Origin of the sequence: Kiloniella sp. (assembly GCF_965205715.1) — a bacterium.
Lineage (GTDB): Bacteria > Pseudomonadota > Alphaproteobacteria > Kiloniellales > Kiloniellaceae > Kiloniella.
Genome location: NZ_CBDBHW010000013.1, coordinates 145,637 through 159,840, shown reverse-complemented (window position 1 = coordinate 159,840; position 14,204 = coordinate 145,637). Strand labels below are relative to the sequence as shown.

At 44.0% G+C, this 14,204-nt stretch carries 15 protein-coding genes; 11 read left to right on the top strand and 4 right to left on the bottom strand.

Features of this window, described 5'->3' with window-relative positions; all coding sequences use genetic code 11:
• Positions 1 to 211: 211 nt before the first annotated feature.
• Positions 212 to 1,888: a diguanylate cyclase gene (locus ACOGW3_RS11930; protein ID WP_419903175.1), complete on the bottom strand. Its 1,677-nt coding sequence runs from the start codon at positions 1,886 to 1,888 to the stop codon at positions 212 to 214.
• A 239-nt stretch (positions 1,889 to 2,127) separates the two neighbouring features.
• Between ACOGW3_RS11930 and ACOGW3_RS11925 the strand changes: the two genes are divergently transcribed.
• From ACOGW3_RS11925 to dnaQ, 5 genes are read left to right on the top strand one after another with little or no spacing between them, the layout of a single operon-like run.
• Positions 2,128 to 2,949: a pyruvate, water dikinase regulatory protein gene (locus tag ACOGW3_RS11925; protein ID WP_419903174.1), complete on the top strand. Its 822-nt coding sequence runs from the start codon at positions 2,128 to 2,130 to the stop codon at positions 2,947 to 2,949.
• Positions 2,942 to 3,571, top strand: coding sequence for a Maf family protein (locus tag ACOGW3_RS11920; RefSeq protein ID WP_419903173.1), 630 nt, complete (start codon positions 2,942 to 2,944; stop codon positions 3,569 to 3,571). The genes ACOGW3_RS11925 and ACOGW3_RS11920 overlap by 8 nt, the downstream gene beginning before the upstream one ends.
• Positions 3,571 to 4,419 carry a shikimate dehydrogenase gene (locus ACOGW3_RS11915; RefSeq protein ID WP_419903172.1) on the top strand — a complete coding sequence of 283 codons (849 nt, stop codon included), beginning with the start codon at positions 3,571 to 3,573 and terminating at the stop codon, positions 4,417 to 4,419. Before ACOGW3_RS11920 ends, ACOGW3_RS11915 begins: the two co-directional genes overlap by 1 nt.
• A gap of 60 nt (positions 4,420 to 4,479) precedes the next feature.
• Entirely contained in the window at positions 4,480 to 5,121 is a 642-nt protein-coding gene (coaE, locus tag ACOGW3_RS11910; RefSeq protein ID WP_419903171.1) for a dephospho-CoA kinase, read from the top strand.
• 23 nt (positions 5,122 to 5,144) lie between these two features.
• Positions 5,145 to 5,843, top strand: coding sequence for a DNA polymerase III subunit epsilon (dnaQ, locus tag ACOGW3_RS11905; protein ID WP_419903170.1), 699 nt, complete (start codon positions 5,145 to 5,147; stop codon positions 5,841 to 5,843).
• Positions 5,844 to 5,916: 73 nt separating this feature from the next.
• On the opposite strand, the gene secB is transcribed toward dnaQ, so the two are convergent.
• Both secB and ACOGW3_RS11895 read right to left on the bottom strand, forming a co-directional pair.
• Positions 5,917 to 6,417, bottom strand: a complete 501-nt coding sequence (secB, locus tag ACOGW3_RS11900) for a protein-export chaperone SecB (protein ID WP_419903169.1) — start codon at positions 6,415 to 6,417, stop codon at positions 5,917 to 5,919.
• A 136-nt stretch (positions 6,418 to 6,553) separates the two neighbouring features.
• Complete coding sequence (locus tag ACOGW3_RS11895; protein WP_419903168.1) at positions 6,554 to 7,120, bottom strand: histidine phosphatase family protein; 567 nt, start codon at positions 7,118 to 7,120, stop codon at positions 6,554 to 6,556.
• 526 nt (positions 7,121 to 7,646) lie between these two features.
• Here ACOGW3_RS11895 and istA point away from each other — a divergent pair.
• From istA to ACOGW3_RS11875, 4 genes are read left to right on the top strand one after another with little or no spacing between them, the layout of a single operon-like run.
• Complete coding sequence (istA, locus tag ACOGW3_RS11890; protein WP_419901087.1) at positions 7,647 to 9,155, top strand: IS21 family transposase; 1,509 nt, start codon at positions 7,647 to 7,649, stop codon at positions 9,153 to 9,155.
• On the top strand, positions 9,152 to 9,964 hold the full coding sequence (istB, locus tag ACOGW3_RS11885) for an IS21-like element helper ATPase IstB (RefSeq protein WP_419901088.1): 813 nt from the start codon (positions 9,152 to 9,154) through the stop codon (positions 9,962 to 9,964). Before istA ends, istB begins: the two co-directional genes overlap by 4 nt.
• A gap of 60 nt (positions 9,965 to 10,024) precedes the next feature.
• Positions 10,025 to 10,693: a hypothetical protein gene (locus ACOGW3_RS11880; protein ID WP_419903167.1), complete on the top strand. Its 669-nt coding sequence runs from the start codon at positions 10,025 to 10,027 to the stop codon at positions 10,691 to 10,693.
• A 44-nt stretch (positions 10,694 to 10,737) separates the two neighbouring features.
• Positions 10,738 to 11,328: a thioredoxin family protein gene (locus ACOGW3_RS11875; RefSeq protein WP_419903166.1), complete on the top strand. Its 591-nt coding sequence runs from the start codon at positions 10,738 to 10,740 to the stop codon at positions 11,326 to 11,328.
• A 47-nt stretch (positions 11,329 to 11,375) separates the two neighbouring features.
• Here ACOGW3_RS11875 and ACOGW3_RS11870 read toward each other — a convergent pair whose 3' ends face one another.
• A complete protein-coding gene (locus tag ACOGW3_RS11870; protein WP_419903165.1) occupies positions 11,376 to 11,891 on the bottom strand; it encodes an FxsA family protein in 516 nt (171 codons plus the stop codon).
• 114 nt (positions 11,892 to 12,005) lie between these two features.
• Here ACOGW3_RS11870 and ACOGW3_RS11865 point away from each other — a divergent pair, with 114 nt between their 5' ends.
• Together ACOGW3_RS11865 and ACOGW3_RS11860 are read left to right on the top strand one after the other, a co-directional pair.
• Positions 12,006 to 12,755 (top strand): Tim44/TimA family putative adaptor protein, encoded by a 750-nt coding sequence (locus tag ACOGW3_RS11865; RefSeq protein ID WP_419903164.1) that lies wholly within the window; start codon positions 12,006 to 12,008, stop codon positions 12,753 to 12,755.
• A gap of 200 nt (positions 12,756 to 12,955) precedes the next feature.
• A complete protein-coding gene (locus ACOGW3_RS11860; protein ID WP_419903163.1) occupies positions 12,956 to 14,068 on the top strand; it encodes a murein transglycosylase A in 1,113 nt (370 codons plus the stop codon).
• Positions 14,069 to 14,204: the final 136 nt, after the last annotated feature.

The window sequence follows — 14,204 nt, the reverse complement described above, 5'->3', positions numbered from 1 at the left end:
CTGGAGTCCTTTTACAGGTTTTACACAGGTGTGGGTATTGTCGCGAATTGTCGCATAAGACGAGGGAGTGCTTGGGGGACAAGGTGTGTAAAAAAACGGATTGTGGAAAAAATGAATAGTTATCCACAAAGTTTTACCCAGTACCCCCAGGCTTATTCACATGGGTATGTTAGGGAAGTGTAATGATTTTCAAAGGGCTAATAGAATAGGACTATAGGGCAACATCATCCGTGTTTTCGGAAAGGTTTCCTTCTGGGTTCTCGAGTTTTTCAGAAGGAATTTCCTTGATCTTATATCCGTCGCGTCCCTCTTCTTTAACCTGGTAGAGGACTTTGTCGGCTTCTTTTAAGAGTTGTTCGGGTGTAGATCCGTGATAGGGGTATACGGATATCCCAATGGATATAGATAAGTCTGAAATAGACTGGTTAGTGTATATAATTTCCATTGACCTAACGGCCGCGCAAATACGATCAGCGACGAGATTCATATTATCGATCGTAGATTCCATGAGGATAACGGTGAATTCTTCACCACCGTATCGGCAACAGATATCATGATCTCGGCAACATTTTTTTATAGTAGATCCGAGTTTTGATAAAACGAGATCACCGCAATCATGACCATAGGTATCATTAAAACGTTTGAAATGGTCGAGATCCATCATTAAGACGCCGATGACTTTGTGATGTCTTTCGGATCTTGAGACTTCGTTTGCTAATATATCCATTAGGTAACGACGATTATACAAGCCTGTTAGAGCGTCTTTGGTTGCTTGTTCCTTAAGGCTTCGCCGTAAATTTATATTGGCAATGGCCAAACCAAGTTGTTCACCAATAGCAAAAACCAAATCATTGCATTCATCTGATAACCGCCCAGATTGGGTGGTTATGTGTAAAACCCCGAGAGTTTCACCGTGTGCAATTAGAGGAATGCAAAAATAATGACCCGTTAGCCCCTCAAGATGCTTGCAAGGAATACCAAAGGTATTTTGCCCGGTTTCGTATTCCCGTCCGGTTCTTAAGGACCAGCATTCGTTTGCAGAATATACTTTATGCCCCGACCAGGCCTCTCCCCACTCGGCTTTGATTTCTAGTAAATCTCTGGAGGCGTTAAAAAGGGCCAGGGCCCCCGACATTTTTGGAATTAAAAGAGGTACGAGCTTCTCTATGACCTCGATTGATTCTTCTTTATTATTACAAGCGCTTAACATTGTACCGAGCTCTTGTAATCTATTTATCTGTGTTGTTCGAACTGTAATTCTCTCTTCGAGATGTTCATATTCGTGATTAACCTGCTTATTGAGATATTTGATTATCGAAAACCCCATTATCCCGGCACCAACCAAGGTTATCGAGACAATCGTAATAACGAAGAGATACATCTCATCTTTTTCATGAGAGATGGATTCAGTGGATTTTGCGGCTCTAATCACAACTGTATCTTCGTTAAGGACAGAAGATATAGCGACATAACTCATTTCTTTTTTTGTGATTGAGCTTATGTGGGTACTAAAGCCAAAACGTCCTTTGAGAGCTTCGATGACTTCTGGTCTATCCGATTGGCTTTTTATGTTATGAGCGGTATTAACGGGGACTGCAGAATCGTCAATAACTTCCCCTGTTATGGCTATAACCGTAATACGGTTACCTGAAAAATGATTGAAATGCTCTACTATTGATCTGACTTGTCTTTTATCTAAGTGGTTTTCCTGATGGTCAAATACTTCACTAATTCCCTCTATTGTCAGGACCATTTTTTCTTGGTGCCAACGGATTAATAACTCGTTGATATTTTGGTTTAAAAAATATCCTGAAATTCCAAGAATAAAAACAAGGCAAATAAGGGGAAAACCTACGAGGTTAGTATAACTGTATTGCTTTCTATCCATGTTGAATTCCATAAGAATACACGGTTACTAAGCGTCAGCGTTCGACAACAGAAATTGGTGTGAGCCGCTAAAGTATGACTAAGTAAGTTTAAAATAATATAAAAATTGCATCTTTGGCTGAGAGATTGATAATTTTTGGATAGAGTGGTTTTGACTAACTGGAGGTTTCCCGACAAAGCCTTAATGTGTATGAATAGTCTCCAAAGATCAGCCCAGGGCAGAGAGTTCGGAAATAGATTATGTCGCAGTCCCATTTACACCTTGTGTCAGATTCAACAGGTGAAACGATAAATTCGGTAGCACGGGCCTGTATGGTCCAGTTTAAGGTGGAAGAACCCATAGAGCATGTTTGGAGCTTAATTCGAACCAAAGTGCAGATGGAGAAAGTGCTTCTTCAAATTCGCCAAAAACCAGGACCTGTACTCTTTACTGTTGTTAATCAAGAGCTTCGTGAAATATTAATTAGGGAATGTCGACGTTTGGGATTGCCGTCCATTCCCGTACTTGATCCGGTTATTCACGCTCTTGCCAGTTATTTTAATCTTGAGATGTCGGGAAAACCCGGTCTTCAGCACACTCTCGATACTGAATATTTCAATCGAATTGAAGCGATGAATTTTGCCTTGAACCATGATGACGGGCAATTACCGCAAAATCTTAATGATGCTGAAATAGTGCTGCTGGGGGTATCTCGAACCTCAAAGACGCCAACCTGTATCTACCTTGCAAACCGTGGCTTTAAGGCGGCAAACGTCCCGGTAGTACCAGGGTGCCCTCTTCCTGCTGAACTCGATAGTCTGACAAATCCTTTGGTCGTCGGTTTGACTAAGGACCCGGCCAGCTTGATGCAAATTCGCCGCAGCCGATTAAAGATGATTTCGAACGAGGAAGAGACCGATTATGTGCATCTTGAATCGATTAAGGAAGAAGTGAAAATTGCGCGTAAACTCTGCAATGAGCACCAATGGCCTATTATTGATGTGACCCGTCGGTCAATTGAAGAGACTGCGGCCACAATAATCAAACATTACCATCGTCATATGGGTATGGGGGATGAGTGATTTTATCCCTAGGGATAATTTAATCGATACAGTCGTTATTCTGGCTTCTGCGAGTAAGGCGAGGCAGGAACTCTTGCGCAATGCCGGGGTTCGACTTGCGGGAACCTTACCTGCTGCAATTGATGAGACCGCGGTTAAGGATTCTCTTAAACACGAAGGTGCAACGGCTCTTCAGGTCGCTGAAACTCTGGCCGAGTTGAAGGCCCGCAAGGTTTCTATTTCCAACCCAGATTGTTTAGTTATCGGGGCAGATCAGATGCTCAATTGTAATGGGATCTGGTTTGATAAACCGGAAGATATGGATCATGCCGCGGCACATTTGAAAGCCTTGTCCGGTAAAATACACACCTTGGAGTGTTCTGTTTGCGTGGTAAAAAATGGCCACCGCTTATGGCATCACAATGAGACCGCGTCTTTGACAATGCGGCAGTTGGATGACGGCTTTATAAAATCCTATCTTGAGGCTGTTGGCGATGATGCTCTTTACTCTGTTGGTGCCTATCAATTGGAGGGTCTTGGGGCCCAGCTCTTTAGTCGCATTCAGGGGGATTACTTTACAATCCTTGGCTTGTCGTTGCTCCCTCTTCTCACTTTTTTACGCGATAACAGGATTATTGCCTGATGATTTTAACTGGTAAAGCACGTTTGGCAGGTGTTGTTGGCTGGCCTATTTCTCATTCCAAATCCCCCAGGCTTCATGGATATTGGTTAGACAAACTGGCAATAGATGGTGCTTATCTTCCGCTTGCAATCGAATCTAATAATTTTGAGAACTCCTTAAACGGATTGAAAAATGCAGGATTTCAAGGGGTTAATGTTACTGTTCCCCATAAGGAAGCTGCTTTGAAATACTGTGATGAGGTCGACCCGCTTGCGTTCCGGATTGGAGCGGTAAATACCATCGTTTTTAAAAATGGACGATCATACGGCTCCAATACTGATGCTTATGGTTTCATTGAGAACTTACGTCAAAATTCGGAGAACCTAGAATTTTCAACAGCTAAAGTTGTTGTTCTTGGCGCTGGTGGGGCAGCAAGAGGTGTCATTGTCGCGCTTCAAGATGCTGGCGTGCCCGAAATCCTGTTGGTCAATCGGACTAAAAGTAGGTCGGAAGCGTTGGCTGCAGATTTATCCATAGGCCATGAAGGTAATATTCAGGTCGTCGATTGGGAAAAACGCAGCGAAATTCTTTCTGATGTAAATCTTTTGGTTAACACAACCAGTCTTGGTATGGCGGGGCAACCGCCGTTAGAATTGGATTTATCTGATTTACCTCTCAATGCTGTGGTAACCGATATTGTTTACGCCCCGCTTATTACACCTTTGTTAGAATTGGCTCGCTCTCGCGGTAATCCGATTGTCGATGGTCTGGGCATGCTTTTACACCAAGCGCGTCCTGGTTTTGAAGCCTGGTTTTCTCAAAAGCCAGAAGTCACATCAGCGTTGAGAGAATTTGTCCTTAATGGGTAAGGGCTCTTTATATGAAGGCCTAAACTACGAAAGCATTAGCTGCATTCGGGGGATAATCTGATGTATGTCCTTGGATTAACTGGTTCAATTGGCATGGGGAAAAGCACTGCAGCAGAAATGTTTCGGCGTTTGCACGTTCCTGTGCATGATGCTGATGCAACGGTTCATAAATTGATGAGCAAAAATGGCGCTGCTGTTAGGGATATCCAGGCCAAGTTCCCAAGTGTAGTCATAAACGGTGCTGTGGATAGAAAAAGGCTCGGGGATGAAGTTTTTGGTAACCCAACAAAATTAACTGAGCTCGAGGCGATATTACATCCGCTTGTCAGAAAAAAAATGTATCATTTTTTGTCGCGATACGCTCATCAACGCAGAAAACTCGTCGTTTTGGACATCCCCTTATTATTTGAAACAAAAGGTTATCGCTTTTGTGATGGCGTCTTGGTGGTAAGCAGTCCTGAATTTCTTCAGGATCAAAGAGTTTTATCGCGAAAAGGAATGACAGAGAGTAAATACCGTTCAATTTTGAGCAAACAAACGCCTGATGCAGAAAAAAGAGCGCTTGCTGATTATGTAATAAAGTCTAATCAAGGAATGAGATACAGTTACCTTCGGGTTAAAGAGCTCGTTGATGTCTTAAGCTCAGGTGATATAAAGCGTCGCAGCTTTTCCCCTCACCTTTCGAAAATTTACCGTCGTTAAATTAAATTTCTGGATAAAAATTAATGCGTGAAATCATTCTCGATACAGAAACAACAGGTTTTAAACCTGAAGAAGGCCACCGTATCGTGGAAATTGGCTGTCTGGAGGTCTATCAAAACCTTCCCACAGGAAAATCACTGCAGCTTTATATCAATCCAGAACGGGATATGCCTGAGGGCGCCTTTAAAGTGCACGGGATCAGTTCTGAGTTCTTGGCCGATAAGCCTCTCTTTCCCGAGGTGGTTGATGAGTTCCTGGAATTTATCGGAGAAGATCCTCTGGTAATTCACAATGCCCCCTTTGATATGAAATTTCTCAATTCTGAGCTTAAGTGGGCAGGAAAACCAGCGCTTAAGAACAAGCCAATTGATACGGTAATTATTGCACGTGAGTTATTTCCTGGGTCCCCTGTAAACCTGGATGCTCTTTGCCGCCGTTTTGAGATTGATAACTCGTCACGTACCTATCACGGGGCTCTTCTCGATTGCGAATTGCTGGCAGAGGTTTATCTCGAGCTCCGGGGGGGCAGACAGCATGGCTTTGATCTCGGGGCGAATAAAAAAGGGGCAAAACAAGCTGGTGCGAGGTCTTCGGCTACAGGACCTGTACCGCTGACTGGAAAGGCTATACGCGAACCTCGCCCACATATCGTCCCTGAAGAAGAGCTTGCTGCTCACGAGGCAATGCTTGAATTGTTAAGCGATCCGCTTTGGAAAAAATAGGATCAGGATATTCCTGAAAATAAAAAGGGCAGCAAAAGCCGCCCTTTTATAAAAACTTATCAGCAAACAATTATTATGCTTCAGCTGTAGTATCGTCTTTGGCCATTTCAGTATTGGCTTCAGCTGCTGCAGCTTCGCTTTTGCGCTGCATGAACATCTGATGAAAATCGATTGGGTTCATAATCAATGGCGGGAATCCACCGTCACGTGTGATGTCAGCAACGATATTACGTGCAAATGGGAACAGATAACGTGGAGCTTCAACCATCAACAATAATTCAACGATTTGTGCTTCCAGGCCTTCTGCCAGGGTAACAACCGCGCCGTAATCGAGCTCAACCATGAAGGCTGTTTTGTCGTCAATAGTGGCAGAACCACGGATATTGAGAACAACTTCATATGCTGTATCAGATAGTTGAGTTGGGCTAACGTCGATGTTGATGTCAAGCTGAGGTGCTTTTTCTGACATCATTGGATAAATCATCGGAGAATTTGGGTTCTCGAAAGATAGATCCTTGATGAACTGCATCTTGATAACCAGCGGCTGTTGCTGGGCTGTATTTTCTTCAGCCATAAAAAAGCTCCCTAAATGTTTGCCTGTTTGGCTAGCACGCTTTACACGCCTGGACAACCAACGATTAAGTCAGAGCCTAAATTCTTTGTGACTGAGTCGTTATAAAAAATGGGGTGAGTTTCAGTTAACCTTGGGGTTATTTGGCATTGAGATAATTGTCATTCATTTTGATTTTTAATGCAGCCAAGTCAACATTGAGAATTTCGCCATTAAGGGTTTCCTTGCCTGTCATGCTGCGAATAAAGGCCCAATGACTTACCACTAGAGTTCTTGACCAGTCTCCAAGAGCCAACATTTTTTGCTGAAACTCCTGACACCGGAGTTTTACCTGATGTTCTGTCTCATTCAAATCAGGCCACCACTGTTCGTTTAAACCTTTGAAATCAAGATGTGGCCAAGATCGGGATAACCTGGAAGCGGGTGACCCTATGTCGCAGGAAAAAAAAGCGTGTTCATGGACAAGTGATTCTATTTTTATGGGGAGTTTAAGAATATCTGCAACAATTTCAGCCGTTTGTAGGGTTCTTGTATAGGGGCTTACAAGAATGTGTGTGATTTCTTTACCCTTGAGTTTCTCTGCTGAAGACCGAATTTGGTCGCGTCCCATATCTATTAGTTCCGGGTCCGGAATGTTTGGATCAATTTTGGTCTTGGAGTAGGTAACATTAAACTGGGATTGCCCATGTCTGAGAAAATACATCATTAATCCTAAATATGCGGGTGATGCTCAATGACCTGTATGGAGATTATACATCTAGCCTACACAAGAAAACTGTTCGTTTTAAATTGGAATACTTTGAAAGCGGTAAAGACGTGCTGTGCATTGAGAAAAGACAGTTATTTATATTTTAACACAGGGCTGATAATATCAATCAAAGAAGTATCTTGAAGATATTTTGGAAAATAATTAAGCCAATTAGCGTTATGATCTGTCTTATTCGATACATCTGTCATGCATTTGTTGTTTTGTTTTTTATGCTGATATTTGGTTTGTCATCACTATCTTTTTCTCAAGAAGTACCAAGTCGAAACCTGGTAATGGTGACACCTGTTCAGCGACAATAACCTTGGCCGGTTGCGACAACCACCTTGGCCGGTGGATCTGATCATTAAAAAGGGCGTGCCCGTTTGATAATCAGATCCACCGGCCAAGGCTTAATTTGGTGTTAGTTACAAGCTGCTGTGAGTTGATAAATTAGGAACCTCTAGATGTAATTGGAGGAACCTGTTTGCCGTATAAATTTATCACAGATGAACAACTGAGACTTTACATGACAGATAGAAAAACTCATGGTCAACGAACCGCCGCTGCCCGCGCAGGGTTTAGCGAACGCACGGCCCGCCGATTTGACGTTGATGCGACTTTACCGTCACAACGCAATATAAAGCGAGGGCGAACAGTTTCTGATCCGCTTGAAGATATCTGGGATAAGGACATCCTTCCCATTTTGGATAAAGACAACTCGGTCAAACCCATTACTTTGTTGCGCCACATACAGAGCCTCTATCCGCTCCGTTTTCCCGATGACCGTGTCAAGCGCACGTTAGAGCGCCGAGTTCGGGGATGGCGGGCTCTGAATGGCCCTGAAAAGGATATCATTTTCAGGCAAACACCTGAGCCGGGTTACATGGGCCAATCAGATTTCACGGATGCAGCCGACTTAAGTATTACCATTGCAGGAGATCCTTTGGTGCATCGGCTCTATCATTTTGTTCTGGTATATAGCCGATGGGAACATGTTGGGGTCGTACTTGGCGGTGAGAGTTTTACAGCCCTTGCGGAGAACTTACAAAATGCGCTTTGGTCCTTGGGGGGCGCTCCTGAAAACCACCGGACCGACAGCCTGTCTGCGGCCTTTCGGAATTTGAGCGTTGAGGAAAAGGAGGACATTACCAAACGTTATTCTGCTTTTGTTGAGCACTACGGTATGGAGGCCAGTCGAAATAACAGAGGGGAATCACACGAGAACGGTGCCATTGAATCTCACCACGGTCACCTTAAGACTGCGATAAAGCAGGCCCTGATTTTGCGTGGCAGTAATGACTTTGACACTTTGGATGAGTATCGGCGATTTTTGGACGAGCTGATTGCTAGACGGAACAAACATCGTGACCAAGATATCCAAACAGAGTTGAAATCTCTCAAGGCGTTACCTCCTCGGCGAACAACAGATTACACTGAAGTCGTGTCGAGAGTTACCAAAACAAGTGGTTTTTTAGTTAAGCAGGTTTTTTATAGCGCCCCTTCTCGCCTAATTGGTCAACGCTTGCGTGTCCATATTTACGATAACCGGATAGAAGCCTATCTAGGCAGCACTCATGTCGTCAGCCATTCTCGTGAGCGGGGGCACGGCAAAGGCCCCCGCATTCATGTTATCAATTATCATCACGTCATTCATGCTCTCAAACGTAAACCTCAGGCACTCGCCAATTCTATTTATCGTGACAGTATTTTTCCAAGAACCGAGTACTCCCTGGCCTGGACATTGTTTCAGAAAAAGTTGTCCCGCAGAGATGCGTGTCGTCAGATGGTTGGGATACTTTTCCTTGCGCACGAAGAGGCTTGTGAGGCCGAAGTCGCGCACCTGATTTCGAGAGAAATCAATGCAGGAAGGCTACCTTGCGCAAAAAAACTTAAGCTGAATATCACAAAAAAGAACACGGATTTACCTCCTGATATTCCCGTGGTTCAACCTTCATTATCAGTCTTTGATACTCTGTTGGAGGATCGGGCATGACAAACATTGAAGTGGATCAGCACAAGCTGCCTCTTATGCTAACTGACTTACGATTACCCAGCTTTCACAAACACTGGCAAGATATCGCAATCCAATCCGACAAGGAGGGCTGGTCAGCAGCCAGGTTCCTTGCCGTTTTGGCCGAATATGAATTGGCCGAAAGGGACACGCGACGCATTCAACGCCATCTCAACGCATCAAACCTGCTGGGCGGAAAAACTCTGGCCACTTTTAACTTCAAGCGGCTGCCTAACGTGAAAAAGGCGCAGGTCGAAGCCTTGTCTGCCGGTGACTGGATTGACGCAAGAGCAAATCTGATTGCCATTGGAAATTCAGGGGGAGGAAAAACTCATCTCCTATGCGCCGTAGGTTATGCTCTTATAGAGGCTGGATACCGTGTGCTCTATACGCAAACCAGTGATCTGGTGCAAAAACTCCAGGCTGCCAGACGTGAACTTATGCTCGAAAACGCCCTCGCAAAACTCGATAAATTTGATCTCATCATTCTCGATGATATTACCTATGCACAAAGGGATATATCTGAAACATCCGTGCTCTTTGAATTGATCGCCAGACGATATGAGTACCGAAGTATTGCAATTGCTGCCAATCAACCTTTTAGCGGATGGGACAATATTTTTCAAGATAAGGCCATGACCGTTGCAGCAATCGATCGTCTTGTTCACCACTCAACCATTCTTGAGATGAATATCGACAGCTACAGACAATGGGAAGCCGCCCAAAATCTCAAAAAAATGTTGCGGAAAACCACAAACAAAAAGGTGAAAAATATGCCTGAAGCATCGTAAATAAACGTCAGATCACAGCCGCATCAAAAGCGGCCAAGGTGGTTGACGCAACCGGACAAAGTGGTTGACGCTCTACAGACACCCGAAGGCGAAGGTATTTTTACTCAATATCTTGAAGGGTTTTATGAAGAATTAAGCATTGAAACAGGTATTAATTTTGAAGTTAGGCAAGCACCTAAAAAAAGAGCCTTAATTCTAGCCAATACTGGGTCGGTAGATGGACTGGCCGCCCGAATTTCGGGGCTACAGGTTAATGGGTTTCCGAATGTGATGGTCGTTAATGCATCTCATTATACGGTACAGCACGTTGTGTTTGCTATAAATCCAGAAATTGTTGAGAGTTTCATTTCCTATGAAGCTATGATTAAGCAAAGCCTTTCAAAGAAATACGTTCTTGGGTACTTACGGGGAAGTAAAAAGGCACAGCAATTATTATCTTCTCTTCCTCCTGAGCTAACTTATGTTATCAAGGATTCTGATCACGCCTTTAAGCTGCTGATCAAAAACCGTATTTCAGCATATCTAGCGGGGCCAGGAATTGTAAGCCGTCACCTTTTGAAAGAAAAATTCCAAGATAGCAGTATTCAAGAAGCAGCAGTGGTTAGTGAAACGCAACTGTTCCCCTATTTACATGTTTCACAAAAAGATTTGATTCCGGAAATCGAACGAGCCATTTTCAGGTTACAAAAGAAGGGAACCCTGGCTCGGTTACTCAATAAATATCAATAAAATGTAATGAGACTAATAAAGTTAAATTTGGGTTTTAGGGGACAATGTCTTTTTCAGCCTTACAGGATAATCATTTTACAGGAAAAAATATGCTTCTAGAAACACCGATTTGTGATTTTGGGTGGAAAGCGCCAAAGTTTTCGCTTTCTGATGTCGATGGAAAAATATGGAATCTTGAAGATATCAGAGGACCCAATGGAACTTTGATTGCCTTTATCTGTAACCATTGTCCCTATGTGAAGGCCATTGTCGGTAACTTAGTCGATGATGCCAAAAAATTGCAGTCAGCAGGGATTGGAATTGCCGCGGTGATGTCTAACGATTATCTGGGATACCCATCTGATTCACCCGAAAACATGAAAGTCTTCAGTCAGGAAAACGACTTTAATTTCCCCTACCTCATTGATGAGACGCAAGAAGTTGCCAAGGCTTACGACGCTGTTTGTACGCCAGATTTTTTTGGATTTGACGCAGGCCTCGGTCTTCAATATCGCGGCCGATTGGATGCTTCGACTGCCAGGGTTGTACCAGATGCGAGGCGTGATTTATTAGAAGCCATGTTAAATGTGGTTGAAACAGGCCAAGGCCCGAAAGATCAAATTGCCTCTATGGGTTGTTCCATTAAGTGGAAATAATTCAGGGCAGCTCTATGAAGCTGCCCTTATTACGAGGCTTGGAAAGCTTATTTTAAACGGTCGTGATCATTTTCAGTAACATCCTGAAATTCCCCGTCAATGACGGTATCATCGTTTTTATTCCAGCCTCCAGCATTGGTGAAGGGGGACCGCTGATTTCTATCCTGTGGATGAAATCCTTGTTGATGTGCCTGGGAATTCTGTATTCCCGCTGCAATCTTTTTACCCAGTGTATTGCGTAACACTTCACGAACGGGAGGGATCAAAAGGCTAAAGCCAATGCTGTCAGTGACAAATCCGGGGGTGAGCAATAGTGCCCCTGCGGCTAACAGGCAGATACCATCGAAGATTTCCTTGGCAGGAACCGCTCCCTGATTGAGTTGTTTCTGGGCATTTGCAAGTGTTACAAGACCTTGGAATCTTAACATCCATGTGCCAATGACAGCTGTAAGGATAATTAAGCCAATGGTACTCCACAGGCCAATTTGATCCCCGACTTCTATTAAGACGACAATCTCCAACAGAGGGATACCGATAAAAAGAAAAAGGAAAATAATTCCCATACTTGCTCTTTCTTAAGCACTTGCTTATTTAAAGTATATATAGTGACTATGAATATAGGAGCTAAAATGGCTTCTAACTAGTAGCAGATCAATATTTATTGGAACAAATCACCCATGGGTAACGGCTTCCCTTTTTTTGAAATTGTTCTTCTCGCTGCTGTTGCAGTTTTTCTTGTTTTAAGACTACGCAGTACCCTCGGCAAGCGTACGGGGTTTGAAGAAAGACCTGATCACGATCCTTTTGTGCAAGATCAGGGCGAAAACGATAATGTTGTTAACATGCCGAATCGCGGGCAACGTGATCAAGCAGATACAAAATTCTCTGATGTTTCTGAAGCTCCCGCCAAGGAGTTCAAAACAGGTTCAATGCACAGTGGTAAGATTGCCGAAGAAGTTATCCCGGCAAATTCAGACCTTGCAAAAGGCCTATCAGACATTAACGAGGCTGACCGGAGTTTTGATTCTTCTGAATTTGTTAAGGGTGCAGGCATGGCCTTTGAAATGGTCATCACCTCTTATGCATCTGGCGACAAAAATACGCTCCGTGATCTTCTTGCTGACGATGTCTACCGGGACTTTAAGTCTGCTATAGATGATAGAGAATCACAAAACTATACACATGAAACTGTGATGGTTGGCATTTCTGATGCCGATATTATCGAAGCGGAAATGTCTGGGCGCCACGTGGTAGTTACTGTGAAGTTCGTATCAGAGCAGGTTAATGTCACCCGGGATACCAACGGTAATACTGTGGATGGAGATGCCAACCATGTTGCCAAGGTAACTGATATTTGGACCTTCTCTCGTGACACCCGCAGTAATAACCCAAATTGGCTACTGGTGGAAACCCGCAGTCCCAACTAGACTTTGCCAATCGATAACTTATTTGACAGTCCTACTTCTTGGGTTGGGCTGGGGGGTTGCCTTTGTCTTTTAAAGTCAGGTCTATAGTTTCGCGTACCTTAGGTGTGCGTTCTGGTCTCGTATTACTATCTTCTGTATTGCTTTTTTCTTGTGATCAAGTCGCAAAAAAAACTGTACCTACGACAGAAGTAGAAGAAAAATTGACGCTTACTCAGGTGTCATTTTCAGATCTGCCGGGTTGGCAGGATGATCGTGTTATAGAGGCTTTTCCTGCGTTATCGAAAAGTTGCCAACGCTATGTACGTTGGCCGGATGACAAAGGAGTTGGACCTGATTCTCTTGCCGGGACCGCTGCGGATTGGAAAGTCGTTTGTAATTCCCTGACTGGTTTTATGGAGCGATCCGAGAACCACAAGGATTTTGGAATCTGGCTGGAAGAAAACTTCACGCCCTATCAGGTTAAAAATAACGAAAATCAGGAAGGCCTGTTCACGGGTTATTATGAAGCTGAACTCAAGGGATCTTTAGTGCCTGATGAGACTTACAAGTACCCGCTTTATGATGTTCCAAAGGATCTGATAACCGTCCGTCTGAGTGATTTTGATGAAAAATTGAAGGGAACAACTCTGGTTGGACAGTTAAAAAACAACCGTCTTGTGCCTTATCATGAAAGAACAGAAATAGAATCCGGGGCTCTGAACGATCAAGGCCTTGAGGTTATTTGGTCTGATGATCCCGTCGATGTTTTCTTTTTGCATGTCCAAGGTTCTGGCCGGGTAAAGCTGCCTGATGGTGAAGTTGTTCGAGTGGGATACGCAGGTAACAACGGCCATAAATTTTACGCCATTGGCCGGGCGCTAATTGATGAGGAAATTATCCCAAGAGATAAGGTCTCAATGCAGGCCATTCGCACTTGGCTGCGTGAAAACCCAGAGCGGGCCAATGAAATAATGCAAAGGAATAAGAGATTTATCTTTTTCCGGGAAATTAAGGGAGAAGGTCCTATTGGTGCTATGGGGATTGCCCTGACCCCTGCCCGTTCACTTGCTGTGGATCCCCGCCATATGCCATTGGGAGTACCTCTCTGGCTTGATACAACATGGCCAGGCACCCAGAAGCCCTTACAGCGCCTGATGGTTGCCCAGGATACCGGGAGTGCCATACGCGGACCGGTTCGGGGTGATTTTTTCTGGGGACCGGGTGAACCAGCACTGGCTCAGGCGGGTAAAATGAAACAAAAGGGGCGCTATTATCTCTTGCTTCCTAAGATTTTGGCCAAGACCTTGGCTCAAAATGATCAAGTAAGTGGATAATAAATAGCATCCCACGAGATCAGGTTTTCAGATAGAGTAAACAGGGTTAAACAAGGCTTCTCACCACAAGGGGCTTGCAATCAGGGGCGAAGTTCATTACCTCCGCTTCAGTTGTGAAGGCGGTTGTATTGCTATT

Bases quoted from the DNA above. Each gene is read 5' to 3' on its own strand.
- ACOGW3_RS11930 (WP_419903175.1), bottom strand. From the start codon at position 1,888: ATGGATAGAAAGCAATACAGTTATACTAACCTCGTAGGTTTTCCCCTT.
- ACOGW3_RS11925 (WP_419903174.1), top strand. From the start codon at position 2,128: ATGTCGCAGTCCCATTTACACCTTGTGTCAGATTCAACAGGTGAAACG.
- ACOGW3_RS11920 (WP_419903173.1), top strand. From the start codon at position 2,942: ATGAGTGATTTTATCCCTAGGGATAATTTAATCGATACAGTCGTTATT.
- ACOGW3_RS11915 (WP_419903172.1), top strand. From the start codon at position 3,571: ATGATTTTAACTGGTAAAGCACGTTTGGCAGGTGTTGTTGGCTGGCCT.
- coaE (WP_419903171.1), top strand. From the start codon at position 4,480: ATGTATGTCCTTGGATTAACTGGTTCAATTGGCATGGGGAAAAGCACT.
- dnaQ (WP_419903170.1), top strand. From the start codon at position 5,145: ATGCGTGAAATCATTCTCGATACAGAAACAACAGGTTTTAAACCTGAA.
- secB (WP_419903169.1), bottom strand. From the start codon at position 6,417: ATGGCTGAAGAAAATACAGCCCAGCAACAGCCGCTGGTTATCAAGATG.
- ACOGW3_RS11895 (WP_419903168.1), bottom strand. From the start codon at position 7,120: ATGATGTATTTTCTCAGACATGGGCAATCCCAGTTTAATGTTACCTAC.
- istB (WP_419901088.1), top strand. From the start codon at position 9,152: ATGACAAACATTGAAGTGGATCAGCACAAGCTGCCTCTTATGCTAACT.
- ACOGW3_RS11875 (WP_419903166.1), top strand. From the start codon at position 10,738: ATGTCTTTTTCAGCCTTACAGGATAATCATTTTACAGGAAAAAATATG.
- ACOGW3_RS11870 (WP_419903165.1), bottom strand. From the start codon at position 11,891: ATGGGAATTATTTTCCTTTTTCTTTTTATCGGTATCCCTCTGTTGGAG.
- ACOGW3_RS11865 (WP_419903164.1), top strand. From the start codon at position 12,006: ATGGGTAACGGCTTCCCTTTTTTTGAAATTGTTCTTCTCGCTGCTGTT.